The 19,664-nt window shown below is 42.9% G+C and carries 17 protein-coding genes; 12 read left to right on the top strand and 5 right to left on the bottom strand.

The features are described 5' to 3' along the window. The first annotated feature begins 49 nt into the window (after positions 1-49). The 4 genes from WH96_RS15345 to maiA all read left to right on the top strand — a co-directional run bounded on the left by WH96_RS15345 (position 50) and on the right by maiA (position 3,099). On the top strand, positions 50-577 hold the full coding sequence (locus WH96_RS15345) for a TRAP transporter small permease (protein WP_047765091.1): 528 nt from the start codon (positions 50-52) through the stop codon (positions 575-577). Next, on the top strand, positions 577-1,881 hold the full coding sequence (locus WH96_RS15340; RefSeq protein WP_047765090.1) for a TRAP transporter large permease: 1,305 nt from the start codon (positions 577-579) through the stop codon (positions 1,879-1,881). The genes WH96_RS15345 and WH96_RS15340 overlap by 1 nt, the downstream gene beginning before the upstream one ends. 69 nt (positions 1,882-1,950) lie before the next feature. Then, a complete protein-coding gene (locus tag WH96_RS15335) occupies positions 1,951-2,448 on the top strand; it encodes a MarR family winged helix-turn-helix transcriptional regulator (protein ID WP_047765089.1) in 498 nt (165 codons plus the stop codon). Positions 2,449-2,451: 3 nt separating this feature from the next. Then, on the top strand, positions 2,452-3,099 hold the full coding sequence (gene maiA, locus WH96_RS15330; protein WP_047765088.1) for a maleylacetoacetate isomerase: 648 nt from the start codon (positions 2,452-2,454) through the stop codon (positions 3,097-3,099). 77 nt (positions 3,100-3,176) lie between these two features. On the opposite strand, the gene hppD is transcribed toward maiA, so the two are convergent. Together hppD and WH96_RS22005 are read right to left on the bottom strand one after the other, a co-directional pair. Next, a complete protein-coding gene (gene hppD / locus WH96_RS15325) occupies positions 3,177-4,280 on the bottom strand; it encodes a 4-hydroxyphenylpyruvate dioxygenase (protein WP_218045068.1) in 1,104 nt (367 codons plus the stop codon). A 47-nt stretch (positions 4,281-4,327) separates the two neighbouring features. Continuing rightward, positions 4,328-4,486 carry a hypothetical protein gene (locus WH96_RS22005; RefSeq protein ID WP_156176825.1) on the bottom strand — a complete coding sequence of 53 codons (159 nt, stop codon included), beginning with the start codon at positions 4,484-4,486 and terminating at the stop codon, positions 4,328-4,330. 233 nt (positions 4,487-4,719) lie between these two features. On the opposite strand from WH96_RS22005, the gene WH96_RS15320 reads away from it, so the two are divergent. The 6 genes from WH96_RS15320 (at position 4,720) to WH96_RS15295 (ending at position 12,805) form a co-directional block, all read left to right on the top strand. Next, complete coding sequence (locus tag WH96_RS15320) at positions 4,720-5,619, top strand: ribokinase (RefSeq protein WP_053006005.1); 900 nt, start codon at positions 4,720-4,722, stop codon at positions 5,617-5,619. A 1-nt stretch (position 5,620) separates the two neighbouring features. Continuing rightward, positions 5,621-6,574, top strand: a complete 954-nt coding sequence (locus WH96_RS15315) for a nucleoside hydrolase (RefSeq protein WP_047765087.1) — start codon at positions 5,621-5,623, stop codon at positions 6,572-6,574. A 202-nt stretch (positions 6,575-6,776) separates the two neighbouring features. Further along, on the top strand, positions 6,777-9,548 hold the full coding sequence (locus WH96_RS15310; RefSeq protein ID WP_047765086.1) for a xanthine dehydrogenase family protein molybdopterin-binding subunit: 2,772 nt from the start codon (positions 6,777-6,779) through the stop codon (positions 9,546-9,548). After that, positions 9,541-10,056, top strand: coding sequence for a (2Fe-2S)-binding protein (locus WH96_RS15305; RefSeq protein ID WP_047765085.1), 516 nt, complete (start codon positions 9,541-9,543; stop codon positions 10,054-10,056). Before WH96_RS15310 ends, WH96_RS15305 begins: the two co-directional genes overlap by 8 nt. Continuing rightward, positions 10,053-11,060, top strand: a complete 1,008-nt coding sequence (locus WH96_RS15300) for a hypothetical protein (RefSeq protein WP_053006002.1) — start codon at positions 10,053-10,055, stop codon at positions 11,058-11,060. The genes WH96_RS15305 and WH96_RS15300 overlap by 4 nt, the downstream gene beginning before the upstream one ends. A gap of 182 nt (positions 11,061-11,242) precedes the next feature. Further along, positions 11,243-12,805, top strand: coding sequence for an alkaline phosphatase family protein (locus WH96_RS15295; protein WP_047765084.1), 1,563 nt, complete (start codon positions 11,243-11,245; stop codon positions 12,803-12,805). A 68-nt stretch (positions 12,806-12,873) separates the two neighbouring features. Here the strand turns inward: WH96_RS15295 and WH96_RS15290 are convergent, their stop codons facing one another. Beyond that, positions 12,874-15,234 carry a methyl-accepting chemotaxis protein gene (locus WH96_RS15290; RefSeq protein WP_047765083.1) on the bottom strand — a complete coding sequence of 787 codons (2,361 nt, stop codon included), beginning with the start codon at positions 15,232-15,234 and terminating at the stop codon, positions 12,874-12,876. A 489-nt stretch (positions 15,235-15,723) separates the two neighbouring features. Here WH96_RS15290 and WH96_RS22570 point away from each other — a divergent pair, with 489 nt between their 5' ends. Together WH96_RS22570 and WH96_RS21490 are read left to right on the top strand one after the other, a co-directional pair. After that, positions 15,724-17,319, top strand: coding sequence for a M23 family metallopeptidase (locus WH96_RS22570; RefSeq protein ID WP_053006000.1), 1,596 nt, complete (start codon positions 15,724-15,726; stop codon positions 17,317-17,319). Next, entirely contained in the window at positions 17,300-17,974 is a 675-nt protein-coding gene (locus tag WH96_RS21490) for a bactofilin family protein (RefSeq protein WP_053005998.1), read from the top strand. Before WH96_RS22570 ends, WH96_RS21490 begins: the two co-directional genes overlap by 20 nt. Here WH96_RS21490 and WH96_RS15275 read toward each other — a convergent pair. Both WH96_RS15275 and WH96_RS15270 read right to left on the bottom strand, forming a co-directional pair. Beyond that, a complete protein-coding gene (locus tag WH96_RS15275; RefSeq protein WP_204248212.1) occupies positions 17,971-18,954 on the bottom strand; it encodes a threonine ammonia-lyase in 984 nt (327 codons plus the stop codon). The two genes, WH96_RS21490 and WH96_RS15275, sit on opposite strands and share 4 nt — an antisense overlap. A gap of 24 nt (positions 18,955-18,978) precedes the next feature. Next, on the bottom strand, positions 18,979-19,662 hold the full coding sequence (locus tag WH96_RS15270; RefSeq protein WP_047765082.1) for a haloacid dehalogenase type II: 684 nt from the start codon (positions 19,660-19,662) through the stop codon (positions 18,979-18,981). Between the last annotated feature and the right edge of the window lie 2 nt (positions 19,663-19,664).

The following is a 19,664-nucleotide window of genomic DNA, read 5'->3' as shown; positions in this document are numbered from 1 at the left end:
AATTTGAACGGCCATTTTCTAAAACATCATAGAAGCGTTCGTGTGAAGCATGACTTTAATTATATCAAAATATTTCAATCTTCTAATTAAATATGTTGCCTGGATAGCTATCCTGTTTTTATTAGGCGCAATGCTTATTACGACGACAGATGTTATTCTGAGAAAAATTGATAATGTCGGGATCTATGGCACCATTGATCTGGTGCAGTTGATGATTATCTCGGCCGCATATCTTTCTATTCCCTATGCCTTTATGAAAAAAAGCCATGTTGCTGTAGCAATTCTCTCAGAACGCATGCCGGAAAAAGCAGCTGTTTTTTGTCAAGCAATGGGAATGTTATTTTGTGCAATATTCATGAGTGCAATAGCGTGGTTTGGTTTTCAACAAGCAGAACAACAGCATCAGTATGGCGATATCTCCATCACTCTTGGCTTGCCGATGATTTATTACTGGATACCTGTTTTACTTGGATCTGGTTTGTCCGGTTTGGTTTCTATCGGTCTATTAATCAACAGTCTTTTGGAAATGTTAGGTATTGAGCTGCATTCATCCACTAAAAATCAGGTTAAGAGCTAATGGAAACCACAACAATTGGCCTTATCGCTTTCGTTGTTCTTTTTGGTTTAATTGCCATAAGGGTACCAATTGCTATTGCCATGGGCATTGTTGGTATGGTGGGTGGCTTGATCATTAACGGGTTTGATTCCGTTGCCTTCATTATGGGGTCGGTTCCGTTCGAATCAATTTTTCCCTATTCGCTATCAGTTATTCCGTTATTTATTTTGATGGGTGTTTTTTCGTCAAAAGCTGGCTTGTCCAGGGCTCTCTATGATGCTGCGCACGCCTTTATCGGCCACTATAGAGGTGGTTTGGCAATGGCAACGGTTGGTGCCTGTGCGGCTTTTGGTGCCATATGTGGCTCATCCTTGGCAACCGCGGCAACCATGTGTCGTGTCGCAATGCCTGAAATGCGTCGGCGGAACTATGATGATGGCTTGGCAAGCGCCACAATTGCTGCTGGTGGAACGCTTGGGGTCTTAATTCCGCCCAGTGTTATTATGGTGATTTATGCTATTCTGACCGAACAATCGATTGGCCGTCTTTTTGCGGCAGCCCTGATCCCCGGTTTACTTGCTACGATACTCTATATGCTTGCTGTGCGCATAAAAACAGCTCGAAATCCTGAATTGGCCCCGGCGGACATACCTGTTGACTGGTCAGGGCGGATTATTTCCATGCTAAATGTCTGGCCTGTAATTTTGTTATTTACTGTTGTCATAGGTGGAATTTACGCTGGGTGGTTCTCCCCAACCGAGGCCGCGGCAATTGGCGCAATTGGTGCCTTTTTTCTCGCATTACTCAAGCGAAAGATGGATCGGCAAACATTTATAGAATGCTTGGAAGAGACCGCCAGTTCGACGGGAATGATTTTTATGATCCTCATTGGAACCGCGGTATTCAACTACTTTGTTGAGACAACAGGCCTTCCGCAAGCTTTGGTCGCTTACGTCAGCGAGTTAGGATGGAATGAATATACCATCCTGATACTGCTAATTGTCTTCTACATCATCCTTGGGTGTTTCATGGATGCGCTATCGATGATTTTGCTGACGTTGCCGTTTGTCTATCCTTTGATTACCAACATGGGTTTTGACCCAATCTGGTTTGGTGTAATTATGGTTTCCGTTGTCGAGGTTGGATTGATTACCCCACCTGTGGGAATGAACCTGTTTATTATTATGGCCGGAACACCGGGATTGAAATTACAAACTATAAGCCGGGGCGTTGTCGCATTTCTAATGGCGGACGTTGTTCGATTGACCCTTTTGATCCTGTTCCCGACGCTTTCCCTATGGCTTCCAGCTTTATTGATGGATTAGCTGGTTTGGAATAAACCCGCAAAAGTGTAAGTAACTTAATTCATACAAAAACATGGCATATAAGATAAAATGACTAAACAAAATTCATCGAAATCAAATAATGAAGTTTTGGATTTAAAAGACTTCTTCCCTTATAAAGTCCGTGTTTTTTATCGCTCAGTGAGCCAGTCCGTTGCTGAAGTCTATACAAAGTCCAAAGGGCTTACCGTGTATCAATGGCGGGTGATGGTTGTTTTGGGCAATAGCCAACCTCTTTCCGCCAGCGAGGTCGTCGATTATTCAAGTCTGGATAAGGTCCAGGTAAGCAGAGCGATCAAAGGTCTTTTGGAAAGAGAATTTATTGAACGCCATGTCGATGAAATTGATAAGCGTAAGGTGAATTTACTGTTGACCGAGAAGGGGAGTGATACGCTTCAAGAGCTTATTCCTCTTGTCTTGAAGCGTGAGCAGGAAATTCTTGATGGTCTGAGCAAAGATGAAAAAGAAACTCTGGAAAACCTTATGGGACGCGTCTTGAAAAACGCAGATCAATGCTTTGGTGCGGATAAACTGGTCGAGGATATCTAATCGATGAAGCTCTACAGTTACTGGAGATCAACAGCAGCCTATCGTGTTCGAATTGCCTTAAACCTCAAACAGGCTCAATACGATATTATTCCTGTTCACTTGGTTAAAAATGGCGGTGAGCAGCTAAAGGAAAAGTACAAAGAGATAAATCCACAAAAACTTGTGCCAGCTTTGAAAACAAAAGAAAGCGGAACTCTAACGCAGTCAATGGCAATTATTGAGTATCTGGATGAAGTCCTGCCCGGACATAATTTATTGCCGGATAATGCAGCTGATAGAGCGTTTATCCGAAGTTTATCCCAACTAGTCTGCTGCGACATTCATCCGATAAATAACCTGAGAGTTCTTAAGTATCTAACAGGGGAAATGTTACTTTCCCAAGATCAGAAATCCACATGGTACGAACATTGGGTGTTGGAAGGATTACTTGCGTTTGAGCAACGGTTGAAAAACCGTAATAGAGGAGGGAGGTACTGTTTGGGCTCGGAACCAGGAATGGCTGATTGTTGTCTGGTTTCCCAACTGTATAACGCGCACCGTTTTGATATCTCTATCGCAAACTTTTCTGAAATAAGAAGAATTGAAGAAAACTGCTTGAAGCTAGAGGCTTTTGATAAGGCCCGACCGGAAAATCAAGTCGATGCAGAATAAGTTTTAATCATTTTACCACAAAAAAGGGCGCTGATCGTAAAATCAAGCGCCCTCTTTTTATCTTTGGTTAAAAGAGTTTAGTCTGTTTTCAGCACGCCACGATTAACCTGATCGCGTTCAATTGATTCAAACAGGGCTTTGAAATTACCTTCGCCAAATCCGTCGTCGCCTTTACGCTGAATGATTTCAATAAAAGCAGGACCGATGACGCACTTGGTAAAGATCTGAAGCAGAAGGCGCGGATCGCTTGCTTCTGTTGCACCATCCAAGAGAATACCAAGCTTTTTAAGTTCTTTGGGGTTTTCACCGTGGCCGGGGAGGCGTTCATCCAGCATTTCATAATAAGTTGCCGGCGGGGCATCCATGAACTCAACGCCATTGGCGCGCATGTCTGATATTGTTTTATAAATATCCGGTGTTGTTAAGGCGATATGCTGAATGCCTTCGCCATTAAATTTCATCAGATATTCTTCAATCTGACCTTTACCTGCGGAAGATTCTTCGTTCAAGGGAATACGGATTTTCCCGTCAGGTGCAGTCATCGCTTTCGATGTCAGACCTGTGTATTCGCCTTTAATGTCAAAGAAACGAATTTCCTTGAAATTGAAGAATTTTTCGTAAAAATCAGCCCAATAGGCCATGCGCCCACGATATACGTTGTGCGTGAGGTGATCGATGATATCCATGCCATAACCAACAGGATTTTTTTCGACATCGGGCAAGTACTCAAAATCAATATCGTAAATACTGGAACCATCTTCATAGCGATCAATTAAATAGACCGGCGCGCCGCCTATACCTTTAATTGCCGGAAGTTTGAGTTCCATTGGACCGCAAGGAATATCCAACGGTTGAGCACCAAGTTCCAGAGCTCTGTTATAGGCTTGGTGAGCATTTTTCACTCTGAACGCCATACCACAAGGGGAGGGACCATGCTCTTCTGCAAAATAATAAGCAGGGCTATTTTTCTCTTTGTTCAGAATAAAGTTCGTATTGCCCTGGCGATAGAGATCAACATCTTTAGAACGATGCTTTGCGACCAGCGTAAAGCCAATCGTTGTAAAGAGATCAATAAGAACCTGGGGATCAGGCGCAGCAAACTCAACGAATTCAAAGCCATTCAGGCCCATAGGATTATCAAACAAATCGGAACGTTCAGCCATTTTGTTCATTGTGGTCATCTTTTTATCCATAGAAAATTATCAAAATTAGGGGCGTTCTAACTTTGTTACTGTGGGGACCCTCTGGATAAGCCTCTGTTTTCATTGGATAGAGCTTGCCCGATTGTTAAAACAATGTAGGGGGCAAGTATCTTTGTGCGCGTTATCAAGCGAAAAGCACAAACACCATAACTAAGAGCTGTTTTTGTACGGTGATATTTTTTCATCGCGTATAACCCTTAGTTAAAATGATTAGAAAATAGTTTCATTTGAAATTATATTGTTTTGTGGCTTATTAGTCAAGAATAACAGAAGACGTTTGCAAGACTATTTTAAAACTATTCATAGGCTTTGTAGTATTATGTGATCCTAAATTTTACCAATCAGAAAATTATTGTCTGACTTTTATGGACCTGTGTATGATCAGCTAACTTTAGACCTATCTGCCAGAAAGAATTTCGTGAAGCACAATACAATTATCAACATTGGTTCTATAAACGTCGATCACGTCTACCGTGTTCCTTATTTCGTGAAACCGGGCGAGACCTTGCCAAGCAAGTCCTATCAACGGGTTTTGGGCGGGAAGGGTGCTAACCAGTCCGTTGCCCTCGCCAGAGCAGGTGAGGCAGTGAAGCATATCGGTGTTATCGGTGATGATCACACATGGATTATCGACGAACTAAAATCTTCGAAAGTTGATACCTCATCTATTGAGGTAGGATCTTTTGCAACCGGTCATGCTTTAATTCAGGTAGATGATAATGCGGAAAACTGCATTTTACTTTTTGCAGGCGCAAATCATGAACTTAACATGGACAGTTTATCCGAAAAGTTATCAGGGATTGAGAAGGGTGGATGGGTTCTTTTTCAAAATGAAATGCCCCATTTGAATCAAATGATTTCTTTGGCAAAAGAAATGGGTGCTCGTATTGCTGTTAATCCCGCCCCGTTTGATGATAGGGCAAAATTAATTGATTATGCCCTTGTTGACCTGCTGATTGTAAATGATCTGGAGGCTGAAGAGCTCGCCAAAACAAAGGGCCACGGAGATCTGGAAAAGCTTGCTGATCTTTGCCCGGTTGTAATTATAACCAGAGGTACAAAAGGGGCCATTTGCTATTTTGGAAATGAAACCATCGAAGTTCCGGCATTTAAAGTTGAGGCTGTTGATACAACAGGTGCCGGAGATACCTTTGTTGGGTACGTACTGTCTTCTATCGCACACAACTTGCCATTAAAAGAAGCCATGCAACGCGCCAGCGCAGCATCTGCACTGGCGGTAACAAAAGCAGGTGCTTCAGTTGCTATTCCTACCTCTGCCGAGGTGAATCAATTTTTAAATACGATGAGTGATTTATAAAATGAAAAACCCTGTAATTTTTGATACAGATCCGGGTATCGATGATGCATTTTCAATCCATCATGCTCTTTATCATCCTGAAATCAACCTGATTGGTTTGACAACTGTTTTCGGAAACGTCCCTGTTGAAACTGCCGCCAAGAATGCAAAAATTCTTGTTGAAATGGCTGGTCAGGACATTCCTGTTTTTCAAGGCGCATCAGGACCGCTTGTGGCGCCTCACAAAGGTTTCCCTGACTTCATTCACGGTGCTGACGGCTTTGGTGATATTAACCTACCAGATCCTAAAGGTTCTATTGAAAAAACATATGCGCCACAGTTCATTATTGATGCTGTGCGTAAACAACCGGGTGAAGTCACAATCATTGCTGTTGGACCTTTGACAAACCTCGCAATGGCACTTCGTATGGCACCAGATATTGCCCCGCTAGTCAAAGAAGTCATTATTATGGGCGGCGCAGCTAAAGAATATGGAAATGTTTCTGCTGTTGCAGAGGCAAATATATTCAACGACCCTCATGCTGCTGATATCGTATTCCGTGCTGACTGGCCTACGGTTATGGCTGGGCTAGATGTAACTCACCAGGTTATTCTGCATAGAAAAGAAGCAGAAGAACTGGCGCAAAAAGTTCCTAGAATTGGTGGTTTCTTACTTGATGCAGCGGATCTATATTTCAAATTTTACAATGGTGCATTCGGGATTGATGGATGCTATTTCCATGATCCCTGTGCAACGGCTTATTATGTAAATCCTGACCTTTTTGGATCAATTGATGCGTCTGTGCGCGTAAGTTGCGTAGGACCTGCCTTTGGGCAAACTTTAATAAAGCCAAAAGGGCATCCTGGACCATCAACAGAATGGGATGGTTGTCGTAACCACAAGATCTTAATGCAGGTTAAAGACGCAGAGACAAAAGATGAAGTTTTAGGAACGATTGCCAAATATGCTGACTAAAATTTGTCAGTTAATAATTCTTGCTATCATTCGTAAATTACCAAAGGCGCTACTATTATGGGTGGCGCCTTTACCTATTCTCTTAATAGGGGAAAAATAATTACAAAACTTTACCAAGAATAAACCATTGGAATGCTTCACTGTGAACTCGAAAGCGAGAGGTAATTTTAATTACCCGTAATCTTTTCTCAGGGGAGAGTTCATGAAAAATACCGCGTTCTCTATGACGCGTCGAAGTTTCATTAAAACCGTGGCAGGGGTATCGTTTACTGTAAACATGATCCCCGTTACTGAACTGCTTGCGGACGAAACGGACGAGATAACATCCTTAAATAGTGGCGACTGGTCAAAAGCGCCGGGAAAAGCCCGATACCGTGTTGATGGACTGGTAAAAGTTACAGGGCAGAAAGTTTTTGCTCGGGACTATCGTGCCTGGAATTTACCTGGGTGGCCCAAAGAAGAGCGCCCTGTAATGATTGTTCGGGCGACGGATGTTAATAATCCATTCGAAGGTTTAGACCTGTCGTTAATTCCTCATAAGTCGCAACCTGTTGAGATACTTTATGGAGAAAAGATAACAAAAGAAGTTCTGCGACCAAATAAGTTGCAGGATCAAGCTGAGCCAGAAAACCAGCCTTTGATACAGGATGTCAAAGTTAAACGACCGAGTGCGCTGACTTGGCCTTTTATTGTCTCTAAGGGTGAACGAGCAAGCTTTTTCGGTCAACCTGTGGCTTTTTTAATTTTTGAAAATAGTAAAAATTATAGAGCGGCAAAAAAAGCGATACAGTTTAACTCTGATTTCGTGATTTATGACAAAAAGCCGAGCAACAAACCTGTATTTCCGTTTAATCCTCTGACAAACTATGTCCGCGTCGCATCCGATACAAAGGGAAAAGATATCTTCTCTTATGCGCAAAACGGCGATGATAAAAACTATTCCGAAAAAGCTTTTGTGCATCGTACACGCATTCAAGAACAAATGGCCTCGGGGAAATGGAAAACCTATAACGCCAATTGCTCAATGCAAGCAATGGACCCCATGTTTATGGAGCCAGAGAATGGACTGGGTTGGTATGATGCCACGAACAAAACACTGAATTTATTGGTTGGTACGCAATCTCCGGACGGGGATATGAATGACGTGCTAGAAATGTTTACCGGTGATAACCCTGTCGTTAAGGTTAAGACTGTCAACATTATCTCTTGCTATCCCGGTGGTGGTTTTGGTGGACGAGACAGCTCTGTCTTTACCTTAAACCTTGCGATTGCCGCCGCTTATGCAGGTGGAAAGCCAATACGGTTGGCTTATGATCGCTTTGAACAATTTCAGGCGGGATTAAAACGTCATGCTTGTGAATTGACTGAAAGCCTATCCGTGGACGATGGAGGTAAAATTCAAGCTCTGGATGTTATGATGTCTTTTGATGGTGGCGGTCGTGAAAACCTGAGCCCGTGGGTTGCCCAACTTGCCGGATTATGCGCAGGTGGATCGTACAGTATTCCCCGTGCCGCTATTAATTCTAATGCTATGTACTCAAAAAACATCTCTGGCGGCTCTCAACGAGGATTTGGCGGGCCACAGGCCTTTTTTGCGATTGAAACCCTTATTGATGAAGTCGCAAAAGACAATCATTGGGACCCCATAGAACTCAGACGCAAAAATATTCTCCATGAAAATGAAAATACTGTTGTCGGTGGGCCTATAACAGAAAAGTTACGATTGCACGAAATTCTCGATAAATCAGAAGATCACGGTATTTGGCGGGATCAGAAAAGAGAAAAAGAAAGATGGCGCAAGGAAGGTCTTTTGTACGGTGTCGGCTTTGCAATGTCCATGCAGGCTTTTGGAACCTCTGGCGACGGTCTAATCGGTTTTGTTGAGCTTGATCGATCGGGTCATTTGGTTGTAAAAACAAACGCTGTTGATATGGGTAATGGATCAGCAACAACACTTGCGGTTTCAACAGCAGATTATTTGGGACGTAATGCATCTAAAATAGATATGGGTAATCCTGATCTTTTCCCTGTTCTCAACATGAGTACGGACAAAAAAGGATCCTGGAAAGAATCTGACTGGACTGCTAACGGCGTTGGATCTTCTAGTGCCTGCCTAACCGCATTTCACCAAGTGCATGCCATAAATCAGGCTTCAAAGGTCCTGTTTGATACTTCAATAGTTCCTGTTGCCCGGGAAATACTGGGATTACCAGATATTCCCGCGGATGATTTTATTTGGAAAGATGAACGGCTATACATCAACGATCGGGAATTACCCCCAATTCCAATGGATATCATCGCAGATGTCATTTATCGTACAGGCCGTATAAAAGGGGCACTTGTCCATGCTTATTTTCAGGAGATATGGGTAAAAGCCGATTTTGATGTCAAAGGCATTACCCACAACTGGGAAATTGATGGTCTGGCAGTTTATTCAGCAGGAGAAAGTAAACCCGAGATTATTCGACGCAGAGCCAATAGCGGGATTTATCCTTCACCAGCATCGTCCCGTTATTCCAGAACAACCTTTGCTCCTTGCGGGAATATCATCGGATTAACGGTTGATCCCGTATCCGGAGAAGCAGTTGTTCGAAAGTCTTTATCAGTTCTTAATGCGGGAAAAATTATTACGGAAGAGCTGGTATCAGGCCAAAGTCAGGGCGGCGTTGCAATGGCCATCGGTTACAGTTTGCTCGAAGACATGCCTCCGGGGTTGGGGGGACCTGCGGATGGAGATTGGAACCTCAATCAATATTTTGTTCCCCGTGCGGCTGACGTCGCGCTTGAGGGGCAGGAACTAATCACACTTGATGCCCTCAAAGATGACAAAACCGGTAAAGGTATCGCAGAGGCTGTAATGTGTTCTGTGGCACCGGCAATATCGAATGCCCTCTATGACGCAACCGGGGTGCGGTTCCGCGATCTTCCCATAACAGCAGAAAAAATTCGTAAGGGGATGGATAAAAATGGCTGATATCTCTTTTTCCGTAAACGGTAAAACCGTTCATGCCTCAAAAGAAGAGGCTCACTTGCCGCTCATTGATTTTCTACAGGAAGATTTAAATCTAACAGGTACAAAATTTTGTTGCGGTATTGGTGTTTGTCGCGCCTGTACCGTATCCGTCAGACGACAACCAGGCGCACCATCAGAACCCATGATTACTTGTTCGACCCCATTATCATCTTTGTCTGGTGTCGAGGTTCATACGGTAGAAGGTGTTGCGGTGGATGGTAAATTACACCCGCTACAACAAGAGTTTTTGGATCATTTTTCCTTTCAATGTGGCTACTGTACACCTGGTTTTTTAATGGCGGCAATGACGCTATGGGATCGATTAACGGATAACCCCATCCCTAGGTCTTCGTTAGATAAAGTCGTTGACGATGCTTTGAAAGATCATATCTGCAGATGTACTGGGTATATTCGGTATTACGAGGCAGTTAAAGCTGCCATTCTCAAACAGCCGGGGATGGTGGCATGATGAAAAAACTTCTTAAAAGTGTTTCCTCTGCTTCTGTTCTTTTTCTACTCAGTTGCGCCCCTAGTGAACAACCGAAACAACACAAAGAAGGACAGGATCTGGCTTCTTACGGTAATATGTGTGCCGAAGCGATAAGAGACTTGCCTGCTTTTAATTGTCAGGCGGGGACAATGATTCCAATAACGATTAATGGCGGCGAAACACCAGATAGATATTATAAAGATATGGATTGTGATCGCCCTTCATTATTGCCTCTGGGAAAGGATTCTGACGGTCAGTGTGTGCCTTATTCCCGGGTACTTGATTTATCCGAAGGTGACAATCAGGTTGCCGTTCTTTGCAGGCAAAAGAAAATCAGAACGGCGAGCAGTATCTATTATGATGAAATCGACATTGTTGCGCATTCAGCAAAAGATGGCAGTACCTGCTGGTTTCAGGCCACGGGTTCAAACGGACTTCCCATTGATGGATCTTTGGTGCCATCACCGATGAAAAAGGCACCCTTTGAAGAGTATGAAGAAGCCAAACAGATCTGGAATACACCAAAAGAAGTTTCAGACGACGGTTGCGGAAATTGCCATGATAATGATCCCTTTATGTATAGCCCCTTTATTGGGCAAGTCTGGGATAAAGTTCCAACAGACCCTGAAGGATGGTATAAACACTTGGGACGGGATTTTCAGAAATGGCAACCAATTTCATTAAGTACCCGCGATAATACTTGTGTTGGTTGTCATCGTCTTGGTGTTGATTTTACCAGTGGTCAGGCCACAGAAGAAGCTGTCGGAATGGTCGATATTCCAAACGCCAATGAATGGGCGCAAACCTATCCTGCGTCACATTTTATGCCTGTTGGGAATTTCCATTCTGAAGCACAGTGGAATGTGATCTACGCCAAGTCAGTCGCTGAAATTCTCAGCTGCCATGAAGCTTATCAAGCCGATGACAAGACAGAGTTGGCAAAGTTAGGTTGCATGCTCGATCCTATAGAGGGCAAACCATAAAGCGAAAAGCCCTGTTCATGCAGGGCTTTTTTTATGATCACATTCTCATTCTATCTGTTATAAAAATTTCATTGTTGTGGCTTGGTCAATAGAGTCAAAGTGGATCTATACTTGTTTAAGGAACAAGTTTTTAAATAAAGAATAACAAGAACAGTCGCCAATCCGTTTAGTTCGGTGAAAACATGACAGATAAAGAAATTAGAAACATCCTGCTTATTTCCGTTGATCAATGGCGAGGAGAATGCCTTTCATCTGCGGGACATATGGTGCAAACACCCAACCTGGACAAATTGGCATTGGATGGCTTGGCGTTTAGAAAACACTATACCCAGTGTGTACCTTGTGGTCCTTCCAGAACGTCGCTCTTAACATCAATGTATGCGATGAACCATCGACATGTGTCTAATGGAACGCCATTGGATGCAACCTTTACCAATATTGCCTTGGAAGTACGTAAAAAAGGGTATGAGCCAATACTTTATGGCTATACTGACACCCCTGTCGATCCCAGAGGACGTGATAAAAACGATCCTGATTTAAAAACTTATTGCGGGGTGATGCCCGGTTTTAAAGTCGGATCTTTGGTGAGTGAAGAAATGGCCGTTGACTGGTTCGGAGAGTTAGAAGTCAAAGGACATCAACTCCCCGAGAACCAATTTGATATTACAATCGGTAAAAGCGACTATCCTGGCGTAAAGGAGAGGGGCCTGAGTTTTGCGCCTCCTGCCTATGATAAGGATAGTAGTGATACGGCTTTTATTGCTGACAAGCTTATCAACTATATAAAAATCCACAAAGATCCCTGGTTTCTTCATGGTGTTTTCCTGAGGCCGCATCCTCCGTTGTTTGCGCCAGAACCCTACAATACAATGTATAATCCTGACGAGATTGAAATGCCACATCGTGCGGGGGACGTTGAGACAGAGAAAGCACAGCATCCATACCTGGAATTTGCCTTGGATAATATGGCGAAGGTCGGTGCATATATGGGACATGAAGAAAATGTCCGCGATCTTCCTGATCATGAAATCAAGCAAATGAGAGCCGCTTATTACGGTTTGATTTCCGAAGTTGATGATCAAATAGGGCGCGTTATTCAATCACTAAAAGATGCTGATCAGTACGATAAAACACTAATTATATTTACGTCTGACCATGCAGAGCAACTTGGCGATCATTGGCTGTGGGGGAAGCTCGGTTATTTCGATGAGAGCTGCCATATTCCCTTGATCATCAGGGACCCGAGGAAAAATGCGGATGCCTCTCGAGGTCAGGTGATTGATCGTCATTTCAGCGAAGCAGTCGATATTATGCCGACTATTCTTGACCTGATGGGAATGAAACCATCCATGCAATGTGATGGGCATTCTCTACGTTCTTTTATCGAAGGCCGGAAACCGGACAAGTGGCGTGAAGAAGCTCATTGGGAAGTCGATTTTCGAGACTTAAAAGGACTCAAAGCGGAAGAGAGGTTTGATTTAACAAGTGACCAGTGTGTGATGACAATCATACGTGACGATGATTTTAAATATATTCACTTTACAACTTTGCCGTCTCTGTTGTTTGATCTAAAGAATGATCCAAATGAAGTTGTTAATCTCGCCGAAAACCCAGACTACACGGCAATAGTCTTATCGTATGCTCAGAAAATGCTCAGTTGGCGTCAGAATTATGCCGCGCGACGTATGAGCCATATTCAGTTGACGTCTGAGGGGGTTTTGGAGCGAGAATACTGTCGGATTTGATAGCTCATAAAAGAAGGCGATAATATCTAATCATCGCCTTCTTAATTCGAAAGATGTTTATTTTGACTCTACCCAGCTTGATCCAAATGTTTTTGATACTCAGATAAACGTTCACTTAATTTTTCAGCTTCTTCGGCAAGTTCTTTTGAGGTACCAAGAAGACTCTGTGCGGAGCTTCCCGTACTAATTGACTGTTGGTGCACATCATTGACCAGATCAACGATCTGTCTTGATCCCTGTGCCATACTTTCAATGTTCTGGGCAATTGCGCCAGCAGCACGATCCTGTTCGTTGATTGAATCTGATATTTTATTCTGAGTTTCCCCAACCTGATGCATAACGGTATCAATTGATTCCATTTTATCTGTTGTGGCCTGGGCATGTACTTGTAACTCTTTGATCATAGCGGCAACCTGATCTGTCGCAGAGGCAGTTTGTTCTGCAAGTGCTTTCACCTCAGATGCAACAACACCAAACCCACGTCCAGCCTCGCCAGCCCTTGCGGCTTCAATTGTCGCATTCATTGCCAGGATTTTGGTTTGATTGGTTATGGTCGTAATCAGCTCGTTAATCTGATTGATTTTGTCACTGGAACTACGCAGTTGTGTGACCGTTTCTGATGCTTGTGTTAAATGACTTAAGGCTTCTGTTGAAGTGCTTCTTGCGTGATCAGACTCAGTATTAATCGTTCTGATATCCATGGACATCGTTTCTGTTGTCTGTGTAACGCCTTGTGCAGAATCATATCCACTTTGCGCAAGCTGCTGTGTGTTTTCTGCCTGTTCTGTAACTGTTTGTGATTGTGTGTTCAAAGAGGTAGAGGTCTCTTCAACGTTTTTAGACAAGGCACTGACGCGGTCAGCAACGCGTTGAACACTACTGATCAATTCACTTGCCGCTTGCTTGTTGCTCTCACGATCAGTTACATCAAGCCAGGTCAGCATACATGCATTGAATTCACCTATATTGTCCATCACTGCAGATGCCGACACTTCCAGTTGGCGGTCTTGGAAGACAACCAAACGAGTCATCGGCAGGTTTTCCGGCGTGGTTAACTCGATAAATTCTGCTTCATCGAGTTGAAAGAAATTACCTGTTGTCCCTGTTAAATCACTATCTGTGTCTTCTGGGTGAATAAAGCTTCTTGCTTTGAGGTTTGCGAAAGAAAGCGTTCCTTCCAGATCGATCATAACCGTAGACATAGGGCTTGTTTCAACCATATTTTGCAGTTGAAAAACCTGGGCAACACTATTGCTGAGTTGATCCAATGCGGTTGCCATCGTTCTGAATTCATCTGGTCCTACAGTTGGCGGAGTGATGTCAACTTCGCCTTCGCTAATCAGTGTCATAGCTTTAGCAAAGGCCTTTAATTTACCAAAAACGGCAAAACGGAGCATAAGGAAGGCAACAAGCCAAGTCGTCAGGAAAACACCAGCAAGAACCTTAATAGCATCTTGGGTTAATTGTTGTGATCCTTCCGCGAAATCACTTACATCCCGCACCAGCGTAGCTTTTGCCCAAACGGCGTCATGTGTCCCCATAATGGTTGCCGTGATATAGGCAGTCGATCCGTCAAGTCTGAGGCCGTCTTCTAACGTTCGGTTATCGATTGGTGTTTCTTCAGTCGTTTCTTCCGGTTTTTTTCCTTCTTCACCTTCTTCACCTTCTTCACCTTCTGTTGGAGGAGTTTCTTCTCCCACTATCTGTTCAGCAGTTTCACCTGTTTCAGTTGCGATCGTGTCCTTATGACTATTTTCTTGAAAGGCAAAGCCGGTTTCACTTGAGGGATCATAGATTGTGACATCTGCCCCCAATGTTTCGCTAATGCCTTCAAGATATTGCATCGGATCAGTAACAAGCTCGACAAAGCCAGCCACCCTGAAACCGCCAATAGGGAAAACTGTAGAATGAACAGGCCGCCCATTTGGATCGGACCAAATGTAAGAAACGGGTTTGCGTTTTGCTTTTTTATCCCTGGCTTTTAGCTCTTCCAATATCGTTTCATTATCAGTAATCCGCCCATCCTGAGACGAGGTTATTAGCTCCATATCAGGATTATAAAAATGCGTAGAAATAAGAGAAATTTCACCAGTTTGAATTTCTTTATTATCACGATACCATTTGTCAAAAGTAGCAATTTCTTCTGGGTTATTGGCCTTCATTGCTTTGACAAGATGCGCGTATCTGGCCCAATCGGAACCAAGGGTGTTAAGCTTGGGTTCATACTTTTGGATCACCCGCTCAAGCACCATAAGTTGAAATTGAGTGGTACTTTCTTTTTGTAATGTATCCAGCGAGAAATTCTTATATTTCTCAAAAGACCAAAACTGCGCAGCGACAATTGCGGCAGAGGCCAAGAGACCAATCAAAAGAAGAATTTTACGTAAAGTCCATATTGTGGACTTTTGATGGTCCCCCGACCCAGACATGATTTTTATTCCTATTTACCGTTACTCAATCGATTTTTTCTTAAACAAATTTGTTCATACAAGTGTTGCTATATCGTAAATAAAATTACTTTTATTCAACCTTCTCTCTATTTGATGTCAGACAGAATAAATACTTTACAATTATTTCTTGTGAATGTTGCTCACTTACATCTTTTAGATCGAAAATTATTCAATAAAGGTTTAACGTTATCTTTTAAGTTAAATTTTAACGTTATTTCTCTGTTAACCTTTTAATATCATAATGTTTTTTGACATGTTTGGTTAAGGATTTTGCCACCTTTATAACCTGTAGGAACATCAGAATGCTTCCTGTTGTACAGACAAATATAAAGTGCTCGCGGTTTCTCTTTGAAAGAAGTGAAATCATGATGTATAAATTCGCCAATAATTATTTGCCATCCCAGATACAAAATTTCCGACACAGGTTATTTTGTAGTAATACAGAAACGAAGGTAAGAGGGGGGAAGAATGGACGTGCATGAGTTCGCGCGAAAAGCAAAGCTTAAAGTTGACCAAGTATTTGCTCAGCGTGAAATCCATATCCGTTCTCATGATCAGGTAAAGTTTATCCGCCTGACACCACGCTTCCAGAAAACCATCGCAACAAGTTTCCTAGCTTTAACTGGATGGATCGCGTTTTCATCAGGAACGATGTTCTATACAGAACAAAGGCTTGCACAAAAAGACACAATTATTGAAGAGCAAAAGCTCAATTATTTTGACCTGTTACAACAAGTCGGTGAATACCACACGCAGTTTTCCAAGATTACAAAAGATCTTCAGGAAAATCAGGATCAGCTTATAAGCCTTCTAGACGGCAGCGAAGTTGATGCTGATGAAAACACCAAAATTGTTAACCTTAAAAGCTCTGAAAACGAGCGAGCACGTGTCGCTTTGGCGCGGCAGGTTCTCGAAGACAGGCTTGATCAGTTTGAAGATGATTTGGAAACAATCGCTGGGCAGAGTGAAGCACTTGAAACTCAAGCTAAACAACTGCGTCAGGTTTTGGCAACATCTGAAGAGGAAAGATTTAAAACAGCCGAAGCCGGAAAAATGCTCGGCGGTAAACTTCTAAAGCTTGAACAAGAGCTTCAGGCCGTTACTCTGGCAAAAGATGAACTAGAAAGTAATAAGGTTATAATTCTTGCTAATGTTGAAAATCTAGAAGCAGAAATTATAAATCTCAAAGGGCAGATTGTTGAAAAAGACGAACTCTTTGAAGAACAGCAAGCTCAAATGTCTTCTTTAATGGAAGCAAGAAGAGTTGCGGATAAATCATCTCAAGAAGCCAACGATAAATTTATAGAACAGGCTTCTATCCTTGAGATGTATCGTACAAATAACGAAGGTCTTGAAGATGAAGTTGGTCAGTTACAGAATTCTCTGATTGAAGTTTCAAACATTCAACGCGAACTTGTCGATCGTTTAACTGAGCGTTCTAAATACAGTTTGGGCGTTATTGAGAAAACTGTCGAGATGACCGGTCTCAATCTTGATACGCTACTTGGATCAGAAAACTTGGATACGGGGCAAGGTGGTCCGTACATTCCCGTTGACGAGATTCAGGAAAGTGCCGATTTTGAAGCCTCGGTCAATATGTTAGATATGCAGCTGACACGCTGGGAAACTCTACAGGATGTTGTTGCCAAGTTGCCACTGACAACACCTATAGATCAATACCGTATAACCAGCTCATTTGGAAAACGTCGTGACCCTGTAACGGGTAAAACGTCTGTGCATAATGGTCTTGATATGGCTGCACCAATGAAATCTTCCGTTTATGCACCTGCACCAGGTAAAATTGTTTATGCTGGCTGGAGAGGACGTTATGGACGTCTGGTCGAAATAGATCATGGCAATGGTATTCGCACACGCTATGGTCACCTAAGAAAATTGCTCGTAAAACAAGGTCAGGAAGTTTCTCATCGAGAAAAAATTGCTCTTCTTGGCAATTCTGGACGGAGTACAGGGCCTCACGTTCATTATGAAGTTCTTTATAACAATAAGCCCGTAGATCCACGTAAATTTATTTTGGCAGGTAGACATGTTTTCAAAGTCCAGTAAAACAAACACAAAAGTTGCCACGACAAGTGATACTCCTAAAAAAATTATTCCTTCGGGGATACCTTCGATTTTGAGTCCTGATTTAAACCTTGTTGGTGATTTAACGTCTACTGGTGATCTACAAATAGATGGCAATGTGCAGGGCGATGTTATTTGCCGGACGGTTACTATTGGGGAAAAAGCTGTAGTAACTGGATCGGTAAAAGCAGATGAGGTTCGTGTTTGCGGGATGGTTAGTGGCCAGCTCAACGCTGATACGATTACCTTGGCAAGCACGGCTAAGGTTGTAGGCGATATTTTGCACAAATCGATAGCTATAGAAGCAGGGGCTCAGGTCGAAGGTCAGTTCAGACGTATTTCTGATAAAGTAGAACAGTCTGCCAGTTCCGCCGTCAGTGCGCTTCCTGAAACAGAAACTGCAAAAATTTCAGCTCCAGTTGCCGTGAGTAATGCTGTTGAGAGTGCATCATTAGGGTCTTCTGCTCCTTCTACTGCCGCTCAATCAACAGCTTCACAGGCAAGTACGATCGGCTCTGCATCGTCAGCAACACCTCTGACAGAAGTTAAGCCCACAGATGTGAAGCCTGAAGAAAAAACGGACGAAAAGAAATCCAGTATCTATGGTGCCTCTTCCTCGTGGAATAACGCTAACTAGCTTTCCAAGCACATTTTAAAAGTTGAAGGGTCAACGTTCCCCCCGGACAGGGTAAGGGCGGTGGCCCTTTTTTTTGTAGGTAATTTATTATGTAGTACAGCTGCGAGAGCTACTGCACCGCCGGGTTCTACAACCAGTTTTAATGTTTTAAAGGCAAATTTAACTGCGGTTTTCACTTCTTCATCGCTAACAACAAGACCTTGTTCCAATAACTCGGTACAAAGTGCAAAAGGTATTTTGCCCGGGGTTGGTGTTAAAACAGCATCACAGATGGATCTGGCTTTGGGGTCATTGCTGACACGCTTTCCTGCTTTCAATGACCTTGCCATATCTTCAAACCCGAATGGTTCAGCAGAATAGATTTTGGTATTTTGTGACTTTTCTTTAATCGCAATGGCAATGCCCGATGTCAACCCACCACCACCAAAACAAGAAACCATCGCATCTAAAGTAACGTTTTTGGCTGACAACTGTTCAATAATCTCTACACCGCATGTCCCTTGTCCCGCAATAATAAGCGGATGATCATAAGGTGGAATTAACAAAGCACCTGTTGAATTAATAATATCTGCACCAATAGCTTCCCGATCTTCATTGAAGCGATCGTAGAGAATAACTTGGGCGCCATACAAGCGGGTGTTCTCTATTTTGATTTTAGGGGCATCACTGGGCATTATTATTGTTGCGTTTGCATCAAGTAGTTTTGACGCATAGGCAACACCTTGTGCATGGTTCCCCGAAGAGAATGTTAGTAGGCCGCGCTTTTTCTGCTCCATGGATAAGGTACTAATAAAATTATATGCTCCTCTGAATTTAAAAGAGCCAGTGTGCTGGAGAATTTCAGCCTTAAGAAATATACGCCCACCTGTAATGCGATTGAGTTCTGCGTTTTCTACAAGCGGCGTATAGATCGCGTTTTCTTTAAGCTGTTGCCGGGCCTTGCAAATATCATCGTAAGCGAGAGGTGTCATGGGGGACATAATAGATTGTAATTCCAATAAGTACTAGATGTTGGGTTGGTAGAGCTGTTTAAGTTCGGAAAGGCTATCAATTATTAGTTCAGGTCTGCCAGGCAGAACTTCAGGTGGACGCTTAAAACGATTGATCCAAGCGACTCTAAAGCCGAAATAATTTGCGCCAGCAACATCCCAGGCATTTGCCGAAACAAACAAAATTTCTTCAGGCAGACATTTAACGTAATCAGTTGCCAGTTTATATACCTGTGGGCTCGGTTTATAGATACCGATGTCATCAATTGATATTGCTTTATCGAGAAGTGATTGAAGACCTGAATTTCCCAATGACTTATCCAGCATTTCTTGAGACCCGTTACTTAAAACAAGAGTGACGTATTCCTTATTTTTAATTTCTTTCAACGTACTTAAGGCATCTTGATAAGCGGTTAGCTGAAGATACAACGACATTAGTCTGGCGTGCAGATCCTGATCTTCGATAGCATGATACTTTAAAGCATAGGTGAGGGCATCTGACGTCACATTCCAAAAATTACTGTGTGCCCCCATCAAGCTTCTGAGCCATGTATATTCCAGCTGTTTAGTGCGCCAGATATCCGAAATGCTTTGTGCATCAGGTCCAAGTTCTTCTGATAGTTTATAAACGGCTGAATGCACATCCAAAAGAGTGCCATAAGCATCGAATACAAATGCTTTAATACTACGTTGCGTCATGT

Source organism: Kiloniella spongiae (assembly GCF_001026905.1).
In the GTDB taxonomy this organism is placed as follows: domain Bacteria; phylum Pseudomonadota; class Alphaproteobacteria; order Kiloniellales; family Kiloniellaceae; genus Kiloniella; species Kiloniella spongiae.
The sequence above is the reverse complement of the archived record's forward strand: the minus strand, read 5'-3'. Positions and strand labels throughout refer to the sequence as shown.

What these genes read in the sequence shown, in the direction of transcription:
- WH96_RS22005 (WP_156176825.1), bottom strand. Translation starts at nt 4,486, where the DNA reads ATGAAAAAATATCACCGTACAAAAACAGCTCTTAGTTATGGTGTTTGT.
- hppD (WP_218045068.1), bottom strand. Translation starts at nt 4,280, where the DNA reads ATGACCACAATGAACAAAATGGCTGAACGTTCCGATTTGTTTGATAAT.
- WH96_RS15345 (WP_047765091.1), top strand. Translation starts at nt 50, where the DNA reads ATGACTTTAATTATATCAAAATATTTCAATCTTCTAATTAAATATGTT.
- WH96_RS15295 (WP_047765084.1), top strand. Translation starts at nt 11,243, where the DNA reads ATGACAGATAAAGAAATTAGAAACATCCTGCTTATTTCCGTTGATCAA.
- WH96_RS15275 (WP_204248212.1), bottom strand. Translation starts at nt 18,954, where the DNA reads ATGTCCCCCATGACACCTCTCGCTTACGATGATATTTGCAAGGCCCGG.
- WH96_RS15290 (WP_047765083.1), bottom strand. Translation starts at nt 15,234, where the DNA reads ATGTCTGGGTCGGGGGACCATCAAAAGTCCACAATATGGACTTTACGT.
- WH96_RS15340 (WP_047765090.1), top strand. Translation starts at nt 577, where the DNA reads ATGGAAACCACAACAATTGGCCTTATCGCTTTCGTTGTTCTTTTTGGT.
- WH96_RS22570 (WP_053006000.1), top strand. Translation starts at nt 15,724, where the DNA reads ATGGACGTGCATGAGTTCGCGCGAAAAGCAAAGCTTAAAGTTGACCAA.
- WH96_RS15305 (WP_047765085.1), top strand. Translation starts at nt 9,541, where the DNA reads ATGGCTGATATCTCTTTTTCCGTAAACGGTAAAACCGTTCATGCCTCA.
- WH96_RS15315 (WP_047765087.1), top strand. Translation starts at nt 5,621, where the DNA reads ATGAAAAACCCTGTAATTTTTGATACAGATCCGGGTATCGATGATGCA.
- maiA (WP_047765088.1), top strand. Translation starts at nt 2,452, where the DNA reads ATGAAGCTCTACAGTTACTGGAGATCAACAGCAGCCTATCGTGTTCGA.
- WH96_RS15335 (WP_047765089.1), top strand. Translation starts at nt 1,951, where the DNA reads ATGACTAAACAAAATTCATCGAAATCAAATAATGAAGTTTTGGATTTA.
- WH96_RS21490 (WP_053005998.1), top strand. Translation starts at nt 17,300, where the DNA reads ATGTTTTCAAAGTCCAGTAAAACAAACACAAAAGTTGCCACGACAAGT.
- WH96_RS15300 (WP_053006002.1), top strand. Translation starts at nt 10,053, where the DNA reads ATGATGAAAAAACTTCTTAAAAGTGTTTCCTCTGCTTCTGTTCTTTTT.
- WH96_RS15310 (WP_047765086.1), top strand. Translation starts at nt 6,777, where the DNA reads ATGAAAAATACCGCGTTCTCTATGACGCGTCGAAGTTTCATTAAAACC.
- WH96_RS15270 (WP_047765082.1), bottom strand. Translation starts at nt 19,662, where the DNA reads ATGACGCAACGTAGTATTAAAGCATTTGTATTCGATGCTTATGGCACT.